The 16,166-nt window shown below is 45.7% G+C and carries 17 protein-coding genes and 1 riboswitch; of the genes, 3 read left to right on the top strand and 14 right to left on the bottom strand.

The features are described from left to right. Positions 1-133: 133 nt before the first annotated feature. The 8 genes from MHI42_RS26305 to MHI42_RS26270 form a co-directional block, all read right to left on the bottom strand. Positions 134-637: a BRO family protein gene (locus MHI42_RS26305; RefSeq protein WP_342421104.1), complete on the bottom strand. Its 504-nt coding sequence runs from the start codon at positions 635-637 to the stop codon at positions 134-136. A gap of 119 nt (positions 638-756) precedes the next feature. Beyond that, positions 757-1,659 carry a DUF3991 domain-containing protein gene (locus tag MHI42_RS26300; RefSeq protein ID WP_342421103.1) on the bottom strand — a complete coding sequence of 301 codons (903 nt, stop codon included), beginning with the start codon at positions 1,657-1,659 and terminating at the stop codon, positions 757-759. Between the two features lie 82 nt (positions 1,660-1,741). Beyond that, positions 1,742-3,604 carry a DEAD/DEAH box helicase family protein gene (locus MHI42_RS26295; RefSeq protein ID WP_342421102.1) on the bottom strand — a complete coding sequence of 621 codons (1,863 nt, stop codon included), beginning with the start codon at positions 3,602-3,604 and terminating at the stop codon, positions 1,742-1,744. A gap of 46 nt (positions 3,605-3,650) precedes the next feature. Further along, positions 3,651-4,025, bottom strand: a complete 375-nt coding sequence (locus tag MHI42_RS26290) for a hypothetical protein (protein WP_342421101.1) — start codon at positions 4,023-4,025, stop codon at positions 3,651-3,653. A gap of 52 nt (positions 4,026-4,077) precedes the next feature. Further along, complete coding sequence (locus MHI42_RS26285; RefSeq protein WP_342421100.1) at positions 4,078-5,022, bottom strand: hypothetical protein; 945 nt, start codon at positions 5,020-5,022, stop codon at positions 4,078-4,080. Between the two features lie 269 nt (positions 5,023-5,291). Then, entirely contained in the window at positions 5,292-5,462 is a 171-nt protein-coding gene (locus tag MHI42_RS26280; protein ID WP_342421099.1) for a hypothetical protein, read from the bottom strand. A gap of 116 nt (positions 5,463-5,578) precedes the next feature. Continuing rightward, on the bottom strand, positions 5,579-6,619 hold the full coding sequence (locus MHI42_RS26275) for a tyrosine-type recombinase/integrase (RefSeq protein ID WP_342421098.1): 1,041 nt from the start codon (positions 6,617-6,619) through the stop codon (positions 5,579-5,581). Between the two features lie 233 nt (positions 6,620-6,852). Continuing rightward, on the bottom strand, positions 6,853-7,212 hold the full coding sequence (locus MHI42_RS26270) for an iron-sulfur cluster assembly accessory protein (protein WP_039307246.1): 360 nt from the start codon (positions 7,210-7,212) through the stop codon (positions 6,853-6,855). 371 nt (positions 7,213-7,583) lie between these two features. On the opposite strand from MHI42_RS26270, the gene mqnE reads away from it, so the two are divergent. Beyond that, positions 7,584-8,690 carry an aminofutalosine synthase MqnE gene (gene mqnE / locus MHI42_RS26265; RefSeq protein ID WP_039307245.1) on the top strand — a complete coding sequence of 369 codons (1,107 nt, stop codon included), beginning with the start codon at positions 7,584-7,586 and terminating at the stop codon, positions 8,688-8,690. A gap of 79 nt (positions 8,691-8,769) precedes the next feature. After that, the gene (locus MHI42_RS26260) at positions 8,770-9,831 is read left to right on the top strand and encodes an NAD(P)/FAD-dependent oxidoreductase (protein ID WP_042139820.1); all 1,062 of its coding nucleotides are present in this window, start codon (positions 8,770-8,772) and stop codon (positions 9,829-9,831) included. 23 nt (positions 9,832-9,854) lie between these two features. On the opposite strand, the gene MHI42_RS26255 is transcribed toward MHI42_RS26260, so the two are convergent. Further along, complete coding sequence (locus MHI42_RS26255; protein ID WP_039307242.1) at positions 9,855-10,109, bottom strand: YuzB family protein; 255 nt, start codon at positions 10,107-10,109, stop codon at positions 9,855-9,857. Between the two features lie 82 nt (positions 10,110-10,191). On the opposite strand from MHI42_RS26255, the gene MHI42_RS26250 reads away from it, so the two are divergent. Further along, positions 10,192-10,440, top strand: coding sequence for a NifU family protein (locus MHI42_RS26250; protein ID WP_039307240.1), 249 nt, complete (start codon positions 10,192-10,194; stop codon positions 10,438-10,440). Between the two features lie 202 nt (positions 10,441-10,642). Here the strand turns inward: MHI42_RS26250 and MHI42_RS26245 are convergent, their stop codons facing one another. From MHI42_RS26245 to MHI42_RS26225, 5 genes are all read right to left on the bottom strand, one after another. Next, entirely contained in the window at positions 10,643-11,521 is an 879-nt protein-coding gene (locus MHI42_RS26245; protein ID WP_171720119.1) for a MetQ/NlpA family ABC transporter substrate-binding protein, read from the bottom strand. Positions 11,522-11,578: 57 nt separating this feature from the next. Then, entirely contained in the window at positions 11,579-12,247 is a 669-nt protein-coding gene (locus MHI42_RS26240) for a methionine ABC transporter permease (RefSeq protein ID WP_039307238.1), read from the bottom strand. Beyond that, entirely contained in the window at positions 12,247-13,263 is a 1,017-nt protein-coding gene (locus MHI42_RS26235; protein WP_042139824.1) for a methionine ABC transporter ATP-binding protein, read from the bottom strand. The genes MHI42_RS26240 and MHI42_RS26235 overlap by 1 nt, the downstream gene beginning before the upstream one ends. Positions 13,264-13,362: 99 nt before the next feature. After that, positions 13,363-13,498, bottom strand: a riboswitch (SAM riboswitch). A gap of 91 nt (positions 13,499-13,589) precedes the next feature. Next, entirely contained in the window at positions 13,590-14,336 is a 747-nt protein-coding gene (locus MHI42_RS26230) for a Cthe_2314 family HEPN domain-containing protein (protein WP_171720120.1), read from the bottom strand. A 27-nt stretch (positions 14,337-14,363) separates the two neighbouring features. Next, entirely contained in the window at positions 14,364-16,136 is a 1,773-nt protein-coding gene (locus MHI42_RS26225) for a UbiD family decarboxylase (RefSeq protein WP_171720121.1), read from the bottom strand. Positions 16,137-16,166 lie beyond the last annotated feature (30 nt).

Below are 16,166 nucleotides of genomic sequence, written 5' to 3'. Positions count from 1 at the left end.
TATGATATAATCCTTTGGTAATTCCTTGTTTTGTTTACTCAGATATGAGGAGGGTCCAAAATTGGACTCTCTAAATTCATGACTACATTTAAGAGAACCCAATACGTCATTAAGATATTGGGTTTCTCTTTAATCACTGTGTAAGCTTATTTTGTTCTGCGAGTCTAAGCAGCTCCTTATCAGCCTTTACCTTAGTAAAATACGCAATAATTCTATCTTCTTCGGACATAGACAAATATTCATTTGTTTGAGCATTATAACTTCCGCTTTTACGAATAGAAGGTATAACTTCTTTGGTAATCCACTTACGAAATGTCTTAGCCACTGGTTTTTTTGACTCCAATATCACATCGTATAATCCATTTTCATTGATGGTAATCATTCGCTGCATGCCACCTGCAGTTTGAAGGGTCTCGATTGAATAATCATCGTCGTCTAGTCTACCTTTTACATCACTGGGATTTCCAATTCCTAACACTTTGCATACGTCACTCAATACAAACCACGGTTCATTATCAACCAGAATGGCTCTTACGTTATACTCTTCATTCGAAAAAATATTAGCCAGGGCTTTTGTCAACGGATTTTGAATTTGGTTATTTTTTATATTTATTTTTACATTCGCACTATTTTTCACAATTTATCATCCTTTATATATTTACAAGCTTCTCACCTTGTTTTATTACATCGCTGTCTTAAAATCCTTTGCCAATCCTTAGCCTGCCTACGGCAGGCTGGCGAAACTGGAAAGAAGGTTCAGTCACCTTGCTGCACCAATTGTTCATTCCAATCCTTTAAATCACCTGTAGGATAAAATTCATGAACAGAGTAACCTACACTCTTTTTCTCAATAAAACCAGCAATAGCTTTTCTTGCGGGTTCATCATTGTCCAAAGCCATCCATATTTCTGTAACCTCTCTGTTCTCCTCCAAGAAAGTCTCTAATGTTTCCATATCTAAACCACCTAAAGCAAGAACGTGATGTGATCTGGCTTTTGGGTAGAGTTGTAAGAAGGACATAGCATCAATCGGCGCCTCAAAAACAATCACTTTGTCTGAGGAATTGACCGGACGTATGACCCAGCCGTATTTCCCATCACTACCTTCTGCCTTGCCTTTGTAAATCTTGTCTTTATTGGTTCCTCGAATGATTGCTCCTCTCGCCTCATCTATCTTGTCATAACATGGAAATACACAGTTTGCATTTTCATCCTGGTATAGTAGCTTAAGATTAATCATCTCTCGTACTATTTTCATGGGGATTTTTCGATGCTTAGTTAGGTAGACAACACTCGCACCTATTGGAGCCTTACCCGGCAGCTCAAACCTTCTTTCCTGTTTCGCCTTCACACGCCGAAGGCGGGTGACTTCCTGTTGGTCAGCATCAAGTTCCGAACACATGAGTAACTCCTCCACAGCATCGACAAAGGGCATCCCCAATATCTTCATGCAAAAATCTATGGCACTACCTTGTTCTCCCGTTGCATTCCAGTAATAAAAATTGTCTTTGATTATCAACCCACCATATTTCGGCACTCTATAGTTGTCATAACCTTCAGCTTGAAGCATTATCCCTTGTCTTTCGCATAGCTCGACTAAACTTGACTGTCTTGCTCGTTTCTTCTGTTCCTTTGTATAGACTCTGATTTCTCCTCTCATAATAGTTCAATATCAAAGTGGGGTGTTTTTTCCCTGTGATAGTAGTAAAACACCCCACTTCTAAATTCAACTAAATTCCATATTATTCATTATATTCAATCATTTTATATCCATTGCTGGCTACTCTTATCTTTACTCCTTTATTCTCAAACGCCTCAATGATTTTCTCTCTCTTAATCTCATCGTTCCAGTTTGACTTCATCCACTCTTTTAATTTTTTTCCACCTATTGCTGATGAGTAAACACTAACTCCAAAAGGGGTATTATTTACTTTCAGTTCAGCTTTGCAATATTCAAGGCTTTTCACAGCCCATGTCTCGCAATCATTTTTAAACTTCTCCTGCACTTTGCTTCTAAGTTGAACCTTCGTCATGTTACGATTCGGTAATCCAAAATGCTCTTGTAATCGCTCAACCCATCTTTTTTGATTTGTGTACAAGAAAATGTGAACTGGCGTAGTCTCATTTATATTACGCAGCGCACATCTATGAATGATCTGTACGATATCTGCCATGAACATTTCCTCATATAAACCTTGAACCACTTCATCTTCAAACCAATTCGAAAAGTTTCCATCATTGATTCTAATGTTGGTTTCGGTTCCGAACAAAGCTATTGCATATTTCTTATAAGAAGATGGGTGTCTTATAGGCAGGTTCAATAAAGCAAGCGAATCAAAGTCACTCAATACATTTTTGCCTACCGTATTAAAAATATTTAATGGCATTTCACTGTGAGATTCCGTAAAATCACGAATCGTCTTTGTCTCAAAGAGTGAGATTTGATTCTCAGCAAAGACCTTCATATCAATGTATCTTTGGACATCACTTTTAGCCATCAAAGGCAAAACCTTACCATACTTCGTACGAAGCATAATCACATCTTCGGATATCAATTCTATGGTCTCAGGAGTTCTGCTTGAAGCCGATGTACTTATTGCTCTATGATGAAGATTGAGTCTACCCTTGTAATTATGATAATTCTTAACCTCTTTCATAATGTAGCCGCTATAGAAGCTAGGCATGAGATAACTCGTACCATCTAAAATGAGAATATTACCCATTGGTTTATAATCTATAGCCTCTGCACACATAATCTTAGTACCATACTTCGATCTTTCGAGTACTCCCACATTATCTTGTCGCAATAACTTAAGAAACCATTTGTACTTATCAACATGCTCCCGCTTTGCAGTATCCAATTTAAGCTTACTCAATATCTCATTCAGCCTAACTCCAGACTCTCCACCCTCAATATATCTGAATAAATTTTTCGTGATCTGCTCCCCACTTTCCATCTCCTTTGCAATAAGTTTGTTAATAAGAATTCTCCCGAAGTGCATATCTTCTTCGTCTAAAGAACTAACATCTCCCAAGTGGTCAAACCAATCAACTGCATTATCTTTACTTGAGATATCAAAGTCGGCATCGTTCATGAAAACGGGCGTTTCATCAATGATAAGCAATCGTTCTCTAGCTCGTTGTCCTTCTTTCGCCTCATACATAATTTTGCAAGAGTCACCATAGCCAAGACGAAGATCACGTAACCGCTGCTGAGTGATGCAGAGAACTTGATATTGATCGACTTCATCATAGACCCTAGTAAAATTATCCTCATTCAAGTATTGAATCAGGAACGGTCTGTGATGCTTACGTGCAAATTCACTAATCTCCTCGTAATAGCTATTCATGGTGTCCTTGTTATTGAACACTATGAGTAGTGGGTTTGCCGCTCGCTTCAAAGCCATTTCCTTTGTCAGTGCTTTTAATGCAGTCGTTTTCCCTTGCCCTGGTGCAGAATCGCACACCCAATGAACATCTTTTTGCTTGTTACACGCAGTCACATAACTCTTAAGTACATTTAATGTGTCCTCGTAAGCTATAGGGTGGAGGCTGCTCAGCACAGCCTCTGCCCTCTGCATTTCATGGTTGTTCAGATTGTTCAAATAATTTCCTCGCTTTCAATTTGTTTTATTTTGCACTTGAAAAAAACTATATAATTAAACTTAGTCTTTCTTCATTAAATTTATCAAACTTTGTAGAGTCTACCCTTTTCAAGAGACCTAATAATCTACATATTTCAAAATTATTCAATGTAAATGACATCATTATTTTGTTACATTCAAGTTGGTCATAAGCTACATTATGATCATCATAATAATCATGGCTATTAAATTTAATGACCCTCTCCAACTCATCATTTATGTCTTTTTTTAAATCATTCATCTCAGGAATTAATTTCCTGTTTTTTTTAATCAGTTTTTTAATTTTCTTGGCAATCTTTTTAATGCTAACATCATATTCCTCATCATCAAATGCCTCTGGATCGAAAGAGTCATACATAGAAAAATCAATTACATCGTTCATTAACACATCTCCTCTTTTTATTTTATATTGCATTTATGCAAAACAACTAAGACTAATTTCCATATAGTTGTTTTATACTTTCTTCATTTACAATTGTTTTTACCATATGCAAAGACTTAACTTTAAACTTTTCAGCTACTAATAAAAGTTGCTCTTTTCCTAATTGTCCTTGCTCTTCCCTCAAGCATTTCCCATAATAAATCATCCCACTTCTTACTATATTCTTAATATTCAGTTCAGTAAGTCCAAAGCACTCTGCTATTATTGCGACTCGTCTATATATCACGTATTTGTTAACGGGTCCTAATTCAAATGTTTTAGTTATAGAAGAACGAATTACATAATCATTATCAATCAAATCAGTATGATCTCTAACATTATCCGTCTGTATCATCATTCCATTTTTCTTTATATATATTTTTTGCTTCGATGCACTTATCGCTTCTTTAATACATTTATCTGAGAGTTTAATCGTTCTTTGGCTTCCATCCGCATCTGTTAAAAGTATTGTGTTATCTTCAACATTCAAATCAGATTTTTTAATGTTCCGCATTTCAGCATTTTCTCGTCCTGTAACTCCTTCAAAGGCAAACAATAAAATCACACCATCTTGAGCATTTTCGCACATATCACATATTCTAATAATATCACTATATGTCCATCTTATCGGAATTTTACTACTATCGATAAATTGCTCAAACCATTCTGTTTTGTACTCACTAAGCGGATTAGGACCTTCTATAATATTATGATCAATACACCAATTAATGTATGAAGAAATTATCGTACCGTAAGATCGCGCAACACCAACATATATAATAGAAAAACTTCTCATTAGCTCTTCGATGTCATTAATATCAAACTTATTCAAGTCCTTACCTTTTATTAATTCCATCGTTGAGACTTTTTCAAAAAAGTGTTTATAAACTATTTGTGTAGATACGGGATAGTTATTAAGAAAAGAGACTTTTATTTTATTTAATGAGTCTTTCGTCATAAATAACATCCTTTTAATTTATTTTACACTTGTTAAGATGTCGTTATTATACAATAAAATTTCTTAATTGTCAACATATTATTAATTAGCACTCCCCCCCCTACACCGTTACCATGAAGTTCTACGCTCCTAGAACATTTAAAAAAAGGCTCAATTTCTGAGCCTTTTACTTCATCCGCAATATCCTTTTTTTAGTTTCGATTTAGTTCATCGTATGGAACCCCGACCATGTAAATCTTAGCGACTTACTATATTTTCTCTCTCCCTTCCTACACCATTTTCATTAATATATCAATGAACTCAATCGTAGCTTTGACCACTTTAGGGTGCAACGCCTCATCCAGCAGCACTTTCTCGTCCTTAATTATTCTAATGATATGTTGGCAGGTCTTACGCTGCCATTCCATATCATCCAAGCCTAGTTTATCCCCTCGCTCCATGTTCTTCGCCTCACTTCATTTAAATGCCACTCTGACGCAACCAGATGTACCTAGTAGAGCCTTGTCGTGTTCTAGGCACAATTCCTTACTCCTTACTAATCGGGCTTGTTATAGCCTTATACTCGTCCTTTTGCCCCTACCAGCTTATTTATTGGTGAATGATCATCATGACTCTTCCTGATATCGCTAGTATCCATTTGAATGTAGCGCCGCACAGTACGAATATCTGACCAGCCCCCCATCTTTTGAAGTGAAAACGGGTCTGCACCAGATAAAGTCATGTTTTTAGCCCAAGTATGTCTATATACATGAGCTGTCATCTTCTTACCGCTAACCCCAGCCTTTTCACCATAGTATTTCAAGCGCTTATTGAATTGATTTGCTCCCAAGGGTTGACCAAAACATGATAAGAAAACGCGATCCGTGCTGAAGTGTTGTTTGTTCTCCGAGATCAATTGGAGCAGCAATTTAGAAGTGTAGCTGGAGAAAGGGATTAAGCGTGGCTTTCTGTTCTTGCTCACTTCCCCAACTATTGTGAAGAACCTTGCCTGGAAATCAATATCTCCCGCCCTTAGACTCAATAATTCCTGAATCCGTAATCCAGAATCAAGCATAGTCACCATTCCAACGTAATCCCTGAACCCTACAAAATCACGTTGGTTAGGTTGATTCAATATGGCTTTGACCTCTTCATCTGCAAGACAGTTTGTTAAATCAATGTCCTGACGAAGCAAGTTGACGGATTCAAAGGGATTAATTTCAATAAGTTTGTCCCTACGAAGTTGGTTGAAAATCGCCTTTAATGTCCTAAGACGAATATTGACCGTAGTATCAGATAATCCAATTGTCTGTTTTTCCGAATTAATGTACTTATGCTTAGCGTATCGCTTGGCATCGTATCTCATATAGTTGATGTGGTCACGGATAATGGTAGGTGTAAGTTCATCGATGAATTGCATTTCGGAGTAACTTTCGGTTAGCCATGTAAAAAAATACCCAAAGTGCTTATTGTAGTCCTTTAGCGTTCGATCTCTAAGCCCCTCCGCTCGTTTGGCATTAATCGCATAATCAAGTCCTTGCAAAAAACCAATCCTTGGAAACTCCTCTTGGTCAGGTCGTCTTCCAATGGGCGCTCTCCTTTGTTTCTTGGTCAACATAAAAAAACCTCCTGAAAGTGTAGTTTGCATTATACACAATTCAAGAGGTTTCGGAAGCCGCAATCCTCGCAAGATCATTTTAGGGTTGTTAACACACAAAATGATAATTGCGGTGTGCTTAATTTCCTATGCAATTCACAACCTACGCTTACTTTACCAACAAGTTCATCCCAAAAGCATCGGTTTAGCTCATTAAGCTAAAAACCAGTGCTACATCCCATCATTTACCCGTCTTAGCAAGGCTCAGCCGCCGGCTTGCCTGCATCTTCCTTCGTACGGAAAGAAGATCCGCAGCCGCACGTAGCAGTGGCGTTCGGATTGTTAATGGTGAAGCCGCCGGTCATGCCGGATTCTTCGAAGTCGATCTCCAGGCCGTCGAGGTAACGGATATCGTCTTTGCTTACGACTACCTTCAAGCCCTCAATGTCCATATACACGTCTTGCTCGCTTTCGTTATCATCGAAGCCCATGGCGTAAGAGAATCCGCTGCAGCCCCCGGGTGTTACGCCCAGACGGAGAAACATATCAGGTACCTCCTGCTCAGCAAGCATGGTCTTCAATTGGCCTGCTGCTAATTCACTAATGTTAATCATAACTTTAACCTCCCAAAAGTTTTGTGAGCATACTTCTGCAATAGCTTTTATCAACCAGCCCTAAGGCCTCAGGTAATGTTCAAATAATTTGCACTTCTATAATTTAAATTAAGTATACTCCACTATTCTCTTAGCCTCAAGTCGCAAACGTACCGCAGTTATGCATTTCATGCCGGGTTCCCTTAAGTTTTCTGGCGGTTGCTCCCCCTCCGGGAGAGGTTTATAATAGGAAAAGCGATATACGTAAAAATTCGGAAATTTGTCACGAGGTTACATCTAACCTCTATTTCATGCCGGTCTGCTGCCGGCTCATTTCATTAGCTCACGATTCTGCGATGCAGTTGCCTCGCCAACCTTCAGGAGGAAATTATATGTCTACCCTTATAACACCCCACATGGATGCCCGGATGGCGAACATCATTGAGAAGGTCCGCGGCGGAGAAAGATTAAATTTGGAAGATGGCGTTTATTTATATGAGAGCAATGATTTATTAACGATCGGGCAATTAGCCAATGAGGTTAACCAGCGAAAAAACGGGAATAAAGTATATTTTATCGAAAACATGAGTCTATATTTCACCAATGTCTGCGAATCCCGCTGCGCATTCTGCAATTTCCGCAAGGATGAGGGAGAAGACGGCGCTTATACCCTTTCCGGCGAGGAAATGGTGCAATATGTGCAGCAGCATATCCATCCCGGCGTACGCGAGTTCCACATTGTCGGAGGCCATAATGATAACGTACCCTTCCAGTACTATGTTGATTCGCTAAAAGCTTTGAACGAGCACTTCCCTGACGTCACTCTCAAGGCCTACACCGCAGCAGAGATTGACTTCTTCACCCGCATCAGCGGCCTTAGCATCCGTGAAGTACTGGAGCAACTGCGCGCCGCCGGACTGAAGACCCTTACCGGGGGAGGGGCAGAGATTCTGTCCGACCAGTACCGCAAAAAAATGCGTGTGGACAAAGCCAATGTTGAGGAATATCTGGAGGTTCACCGCACTGCTCATAATATCGGTATGAGAACACATACGACTATGCTGTACGGCTCCATTGAGTCCCGCGAGGACCGCATCCGCCACATGCTGCAAATCCGCGAGCTGCAGGACGAAACGGGCGGATTCATGGTGTTCATTCCGCTCTCCATGCAGCCTAAGAACAAGAATGCTGGCATTATGCGCCGGAACTCTGCTTACGAGGATCTTAAGACGATTGCAGTAAGCCGTCTGATGCTGGATAACTTTGACCATATCAAAGCCTACTTCATTAATATCGGGGCACAGCTGACCCAGGTCGCCCTCAGCTTCGGAGCTTCAGATGTACATGGCACGATTCTCAAAGAACGGATCAGCCATGCTGCAGGCGCATTGACCCCGGAAGGTCTGACACGTGAAGAGCTGATCTGGCTCGTCAAAGGGGCCGGACGGATTCCGGTTGAACGGGATACTTTCTACAACGAGATTAAAGTATACGAGTAACAACTAACCGCACCAGCCTATAATCCTGCGGAACTGCCTTGCCCATCTCGCACCATACCTGAAAGGAAGATCGGTTCGCATGAGAACTCTACTTGTCCTGGGCGGCGGCTACGGCGGTCTTGCCCTCATTCAGCAGCTACTTAACAACCATCTCCCCCATGATGTGGAAATCGTCCTGGTTGACCGGATGCCGTATCAGGGAATTAAGACGGAATATTATGCACTGGCCGCAGGAACTGTAACGGATTATCATCTGCGGATTCAATTCCCGGTTCATCCCCGCTTAACGATCCGCTATGGTCAGGTGGGCTCCATCGATCTGGAGAGCCGGGTGATATTCCTCGATACCGGGGAGCCGATATCTTATGATATTCTCGCGATAGCGCTCGGCTGCACCGATAATTACCATAACATTCCCGGAGCCGAGCACTATGCCTGCAGTATTCAGAGCTTTGCCGGGACCCGCGAAACCTACCGCCGGCTGAACGATGTGAAGCCTTACGGAACGGTCAACATTGTAGGCGGAGGACTGAGCGGAGTTGAGATTGCCTCAGAACTGCGGGAGAGCCGGCCTGATCTGAACATCTCCATTCTGGACCGCGGGGAACGGGTATTGTCTTCTTTCCCGGCCAAGCTGTCACAGTATGTGGAGGAATGGTTTAATGAGCATCATGTGGAGACCATAGGACGGGTATCCGTCTCCCATGTAGAAAAGGATGCCATCTTCAATGGCACCCAGGCAATTCCTGCTGATGTTACGGTCTGGACTGCCGGCATTCAGCCGGTGCAGGTGGTCCAGCAGCTTGAACTCCCCAAAGACCGTGGAGGACGGATCATTGTGGGCAATTATTACAATGTGGCCGACTATCCGGAGGTATACGTGATTGGGGATTGCGCCAGCCTGCCCTTCGCACCAAGCGCACAAGCCGCAGGTGCCCAGGGAGAACAGGTGGGGCAGATTATTCAGGCCCTATGGCGGGGTGAGACGCCGAAGCTGCACAAGATCAAGCTTAAGGGCACTCTCGGTTCACTGGGTAAAAATGCCGGCTTCGGCCTGATGGGCCGCCGCTCCGTCATGGGCCGTGTTCCGCGCCTGCTCAAAAGCGGTGTGCTCTGGATGTCTAAGCGCCATTTCGGGTAGGACAACCAAACCACGGCTGCGGTTTAGTCGATTTCAAGGCTATCCCATGCCTCAGCCTCTTTAATGGCTGCCTCAATCGCCTCTTCAAGTCCGTCGGCGGATTCGGCTTCAATAATCTCCCCGTCGACCATGGCGAAGGGCTGCAGATAACATTGTCCGCAGTTGTTCAGACAGCCGTACTCCACCACATCGTATTCGGGGTTTTGCTCCAGCTTATTTTTGAGCTTTTCTGTACCATGTCCGATATTACTGGCACAAAATTCTATAATTGGTCTCATGATGATCTCCCTATTCTGCGCTAACCATTTTATTTTTTAACTTTTTGTACTATAATAAACATACGAAAGGAGTGATTGAGAAATGAGTGAGAATGTACAAAGTGCAACCATGTACGATGAAGTATTGGAAGTGCTCGATAAACTTCGTCCGTTCCTGCAGCGCGATGGCGGTGACGTCGAACTGATCGATGTAGAAGACGGCATCGTTAAGTTGAAGCTTATGGGTGCCTGCGGCAGTTGCCCAAGCTCCACGATCACGCTGAAAGCCGGGATCGAACGCGCTCTTGTTGAAGAAGTAGAAGGCGTGGAAGAAGTTATTCAAGTATTCTAATCCCGTATCATAGATCATCCCGGCCTCCGTTGAGAAGGCCGGGATTTTTTTTATTATAGTGGATTTCACAGGCAGGATCAACCCGCCGCGTTCCCGGTAAACTTACCCATCCCTCCCAAAGGCCAGAAATGCCCTGTTAACCGTTCCCGGCTGACAGGGCATTTCTGGTCTTCTCTTTAGTTGTTCAGCTTAAGTTTTAGGCTTAGAATGCAGGAATAATTGCACCTTCATATTTCTCTTCGATGAAGGCTTTGGCTTCAGCAGAGTTCAGGGCCGCAGCCAGCTTCTGGATCGCATCGGAATCTTTGTTGTCCGGACGGGCTACCAGCAGGTTGGCGTAAGGGGAATCTGCTCCCTCGATGAACAAAGCATCCTTGGTTGGAACCAGGCCGGCTTCCAGCGCATAGTTGGTGTTAATCAGCGCCAGATCTACCTCGTCCAGCTGACGCGGCAGCATTGCTGCATCCAGCTCAATGATTTCAAGCTTCTTAGTGTTCTCAGTGATATCAGCTTTGGTGGAAGTGATGTTGGTGTCATCCTTCAGTTTGATCAGACCGTTCTTAGCCAGCAGGATCAATGCGCGTCCGCCGTTGGTGGCATCATTCGGGATAGCAACCTTGGCACCGTCAGCCAGTTCGCTGATCGCTTTGATCTTTTTGGAATACGCGCCGAAAGGCTCAACGTGAACCGCGGTTACAGATACAAGATCCGTGCCGTTCTTGGCATTCTGGTCATCCAGGTAAGGTTTGTGCTGGAAGAAGTTCGCATCCAGCCCCTTCTCGGCAAGCTGTGTATTCGGAAGGATATAGTCCGTGAATTCTTTGATCTCAAGCGTAATGCCTTGTGCTTCAAGCAGCGGAGCAATAGCTTTCAGAATTTCCGCATGCGGTACAGGAGAAGCTCCAATGACCAGGGTTACCGGTTCTGCAGCAGGTTCAGTGGTCGGTTCTGCAGCAGCAGCTTCCGTTGGCGCCGTTGTAGCCGCAGAGTTTGCCGCGTTATTCGCAGCGTTATTGTTGCCGCAAGCTGCAAGCACCAATATCATGGTCAAGCTGAAGAATGTGAGCAGTACTTTTTTCATCTGTAAATCCCCCTCTAATCAATAATTTGTATGAATAAGGCTCTATATGGACATACCTTATTTCCGTGTAAAATGTCTTACCAGCCGGTCACCGGCCATTTGCAGCAGCTGCACCAGAATAACCATCAGGGCCACCGAGATAATCATGACTTCCTTCTCATAACGGTAATAGCCGTAACGGATCGCCAGGTCACCCAGACCGCCGCCGCCTATCATCCCCGACATTGCGGTATACGAGACGAGGGTAACAATCGTAATCGTAACACCGGCCAGCAGACCCGGACGAGCCTCCGGCAGCAACACACGCATTACAATCTGTCCCGTGGATGCTCCCATACCCTGCGCCGCTTCGATGATCCCACGGTCAACCTCCCGCAGTGCGGTCTCTACCAGTCTGGCGAAGAATGGAGCCGCGCCGATCACCAGCGCCGGAATCGTTCCAAGTACGCCTATCGAGGTACCCATAATCGACTTGCTGAACGGAATCAGGGCAACCATCAGAATAATAAAGGGAACCGAACGCAGAATATTTACGACGAATGATAATACCGAGTAAACAACCCTGATAATAGTGTTATTAGACTTGCCCCATAAATATAACACAATTCCGAGCGGTAAACCAAGGATAATTGTGAATATTCCTGAAAAAGCTAACATTTTTAAAGTTGCGACCGTAGCATCAAGCATTTCTTCCCAGTTAATCGCGCTAAAATCCAGTCCGCCCATTAAGAAATCACCTCCACATCAAGGCCTTCAGCCGCAAGCTCGGAAAGTGTTGCTTCCACGGCTTCGGATGGCCCTTCAAACCGGACGATCAGCTGACCATACGGGACGTCCTTGATAGTAGAAATGGTTCCCTGCAGAATGGCGAAGTTAACTCCGGTTCCCTGAGCCACATGGGAAAGGGTCGATTCGTACGTCTTTTGCCCGAGAAAAGTAATTTTGACCGCCTTAGTATATCCGGCATGTACAGCATCAATCGCTTGCCGCAGCGGTCCGTCTGCCTGAGTTTCACTGCGGATGAATTCTTTCGTAACCTCATGCCTCGGTTTCAGAAAAACCTGGGCAACGTCGCCCTGCTCCACAATCCCGCCCCCATGAATGACAGCCACCCGGTCGCAAATGCTCTGAATAACATGCATCTCATGCGTAATCAGCACAATCGTCAAGTGAAATTTCCGGTTAATATCCAGCAGCAGGCGCAGAATTGAGTCCGTTGTCTGCGGGTCCAGCGCTGAAGTCGCTTCATCGCACAGCAGAACATCAGGATCGCTCGCCAGAGCACGGGCGATTCCGACCCGCTGTTTCTGGCCTCCGGACAGCTGAGCCGGATATTTGTTCCGGTGCTCCTCAAGTCCTACTAGAGCCAGCAGATCCTGAACCTTCCGCTCAATCTCCGTCTTGGAGGTTCCGGCCAGCCGCAGCGGAAAGGCGATATTGTCATAGACGGTTGCGGAGGAGAGCAGATTGAAATGCTGAAAGATCATCCCGATCTTGCGCCGCTGCTCCTGCAGCTGTCCCTGGCTGAGTGCGGTCAATTCCACCCCATCCACCCATACTTCACCCTCGCTCGGACGTTCCAGCAGATTAATGCAGCGGATCAGCGTGCTTTTGCCGGCACCGGAGTGGCCGATCACACCGAATATCTCCCCCTTCTTAATCGACAGGCTTAGTCCGGAAAGCGCCGTTGCGGCCTTGCTTCCCTTACCGTATACTTTCGTTAAATCTTTCAGCTCTATCAATCGCCCCGTCCTCCTTCTTCCATGCAATTTATAACAAAAAAAGACCTCTTACGATCCGTGCAGATCGGAAGAGGCCGTGTGTGTGAAGTAAACAATGCCGTCTCATCTGCCAAGACCGCAAACCTAGCGGCATTGTAGGAATTAGCACCATGACATTTGCAGCCAGCAGCTAAGCTGTGTACAAATCGGTTGCCGGGCTTCATCGGGCCTATCCCTCCGCCGCTCTCGATAAGATTATAGTATGAAGTTATATATGCCGTTTCATGTTAGAAGTAAATACTTGCATAAGTATATTAAGTTTCCGGTTCTTTGTCAAAGGTAAGTTTTTACGGCTGTCGGTGCTCTGAACGCTGGCTGGATGCAGCTTTATTCTTGTGCCACTGCTCATTGCTGTACCTGAAGGCTGCCGCCAAAGATTTGCACACCATCTCCAGGCTCTGCCTCAAATCCTCCAGATGGCTGTCGAGATCCTCCAGTTGGATTTTGTCATGCAGCCCCTGATGGCGCTGCCAGAGATCATCCGTCATCTCAGCGTTCATGTAGTGAATCTCGGCATTGCGCCGTTTGCGCAGATTCTCCACCGGTTCGCGGTAAGAGCTCCTGATCTTCTCCAGCTCATGGGCCAGCGGGTTGTGCGCCTGAAGCAGTTGAAATTGGCGAAGCACTGTGAAGTAAGAGAAATGTGCTTTGACTTTACCTGTATTCAGATCATACAGACTGTTCAGGACCGTACCCAGCTTGTCCAGCAGGGAGAACACCCGGATGAAGCCATCCTTATAGAAATACACATACCTGGCGTACTCTCCCTGCTCCGTGGGCGACATATCATCCATATAACCGGCAACCACCGACTTCCGGTAAAAGGCGGCGGCGAACCAGCTCTGCTCCAGCTCGTCCAGCGATGAGATCAGACCGCGTGTCCATATCTCCAGCTTGCGGTATTCATGGTCACGGTCTTGATGTGTGTTCATCTCCTTGCGCAGCATGGAGGCAACCTTCGCCATATTGTCCATGGCTTCGGCCAGTACCCCACTGTTCTCGCGGGGCGGCTCTCCCAGTAATGTCCGCAGCATATTTGTCCTCCTCAGAATACTTAAGATCTATACAAGAGGGAAATAACGGTTCCAGTTCCGGTTCACCAGTTCAACCGTGTCCTCATGCGGAACCAGCTCCTCCGGGTACCCCGGCTTCATCCGGGCATCTATTACAATCGGCAGGGAATAGCTGATTGCGTTACGCAGTACATGGGTCTCCGCATAGATATCATCCGCCGGATTAAACCGGGTGAACACTGTCCACAGGAAGGAGGTTTGTGTGCGCACCGCTTCTGCAGTATCGTCCACCAGAACAATCAGCGGCCAGGCTGTACTCTTCTCCTTGAAGGAAGCGGCCAGCCTGACGGGAAGCTCAGGGTCTTCTATATAGGATGCTCCGGAAACGGCTAAACATCCGCCGCAATAGGGCACGGCGCCGGTGATTGCTGGAAGCAGGCCCTCCGTATAGGTTCTGGGCAGCTCACGCACCGGGTTGCCGGTGCCCATCATCACAGCCTTACTACCATGATTCAGCTTACGGCCGGTATAATCAAGGGTATCCATGGAGGTGTTAGCGAAGATCACCAGATCGGATGCCGGATTAAAGCGTTCAAGCACGGTTTCCAGCAGTTTGGGGAAATCCGTAAGCTCAACCGGTTCATTCGTCAGGAGCAGGAATTTCGTTAAGGAGAGCTGGCCTTCCCCCAGGATACGGAAAGCCGAAGCCAGTCCCTCACGCGGATAGCTCTCCCTGACAACAGCCGAAGCCAAGGCGTTTGAGCCGGATTCGGAGTACGCCCACAGAGCTTTTACTGAAGGCATCATCAGCGGATAGGCCGGAGCCAGCAGCCGCTGCAGATAATCCTTCAGATAATAATCCTCCTGGCGGGGTTTACCGGTAATCGTGGCCGGAAATATCGCGTCCTTGCGGTGCCACATCCGCTGCACATGCATCACAGGAAAATCATGCTGCAGCGAATAATAGCCGGATTGACTGCCATAAGGGCCTTCCGGTCTCCGCTCAAACGGAGACACCCGCCCGCGGATGGAGAATTCGGCTTCTGATGGAATGCGGTGACCGCCCAGCGGGTCCTGCACCATAGGAAGCTTACCGCCCAGCATAAGGGATGCCAGCATCAATTCAGGAAGCCGCTCTGAAACCGGGGCAACAGCAGCTGCAATCAGGGCAGGAGGCCCGCCGATAAAGACAGAGACCGGAAGGGTCTCCCCTAGCAGTTCAGCCTGGCGGTGATGGAAGCCGCCCCCTTTATGGATTTGCCAATGAATGCCGGTCGTGCTGTCATCATGAATCTGGACCCGGTACATCCCGAGATTATGGTCTTTGGGGTTGGTTATGCTCTCTGTATAGACCAGAGGAAGGGTGATGAACGGCCCTCCGTCCTTAGGCCAGCTGGTAATTCGGGGTAATTCCTGTAGCGGATTACTGCTGCGGCAGATGCCTAGTACCGGTGCTTCACCTTGCGGTATATTCTTGGTTCCTGCTCGGATCAGGTCAAGCAGCAGGCCCTTTTCTCTCCATAGTCCGGCAGCTGATGGCGGAATCATCGTTTCCATAGCTGCCGTCATGGATTTCACTAACTGTTCCGGGCGGGTCCCGAAGGCCTTGTTCACCCGGCGGACAGTACCGAACAGATTGGTTGCAACCGGGAACGGCGTTCCTTGTACATTAGTAAACAGCAGCGCCGGGCCTTCCTCACCGGCCACCCGGCGGTGAATCTCGGCCAGCTCCAGATGCGGATCAACCGGAGCATCAATCACAGCAAGATCCTTGTCTCTGCGGAGCTGTTCGATCCATTGTCGCAAATTACCGTATCCCACTAAGCGTTCCTCCTCGAACCGGGCCCGAAC

It is taken from the genome of Paenibacillus sp. FSL E2-0178 (assembly GCF_038593005.1).
GTDB lineage: Bacteria > Bacillota > Bacilli > Paenibacillales > Paenibacillaceae > Paenibacillus_AQ > Paenibacillus_AQ phytohabitans.
Note: the sequence above shows the minus strand (reverse complement) of the source record. Positions and strands in the feature narration are given on the sequence as shown.

Coding starts and splice junctions, on each gene's coding strand:
- MHI42_RS26300 (WP_342421103.1), bottom strand. CDS start 1,659: ATGAGAGGAGAAATCAGAGTCTATACAAAGGAACAGAAGAAACGAGCA.
- MHI42_RS26290 (WP_342421101.1), bottom strand. CDS start 4,025: ATGAACGATGTAATTGATTTTTCTATGTATGACTCTTTCGATCCAGAG.
- MHI42_RS26285 (WP_342421100.1), bottom strand. CDS start 5,022: ATGACGAAAGACTCATTAAATAAAATAAAAGTCTCTTTTCTTAATAAC.
- MHI42_RS26280 (WP_342421099.1), bottom strand. CDS start 5,462: ATGGAGCGAGGGGATAAACTAGGCTTGGATGATATGGAATGGCAGCGT.
- MHI42_RS26275 (WP_342421098.1), bottom strand. CDS start 6,619: ATGTTGACCAAGAAACAAAGGAGAGCGCCCATTGGAAGACGACCTGAC.
- MHI42_RS26270 (WP_039307246.1), bottom strand. CDS start 7,212: ATGATTAACATTAGTGAATTAGCAGCAGGCCAATTGAAGACCATGCTT.
- mqnE (WP_039307245.1), top strand. CDS start 7,584: ATGTCTACCCTTATAACACCCCACATGGATGCCCGGATGGCGAACATC.
- MHI42_RS26260 (WP_042139820.1), top strand. CDS start 8,770: ATGAGAACTCTACTTGTCCTGGGCGGCGGCTACGGCGGTCTTGCCCTC.
- MHI42_RS26255 (WP_039307242.1), bottom strand. CDS start 10,109: ATGAGACCAATTATAGAATTTTGTGCCAGTAATATCGGACATGGTACA.
- MHI42_RS26250 (WP_039307240.1), top strand. CDS start 10,192: ATGAGTGAGAATGTACAAAGTGCAACCATGTACGATGAAGTATTGGAA.
- MHI42_RS26245 (WP_171720119.1), bottom strand. CDS start 11,521: ATGAAAAAAGTACTGCTCACATTCTTCAGCTTGACCATGATATTGGTG.
- MHI42_RS26240 (WP_039307238.1), bottom strand. CDS start 12,247: ATGGGCGGACTGGATTTTAGCGCGATTAACTGGGAAGAAATGCTTGAT.
- MHI42_RS26230 (WP_171720120.1), bottom strand. CDS start 14,336: ATGCTGCGGACATTACTGGGAGAGCCGCCCCGCGAGAACAGTGGGGTA.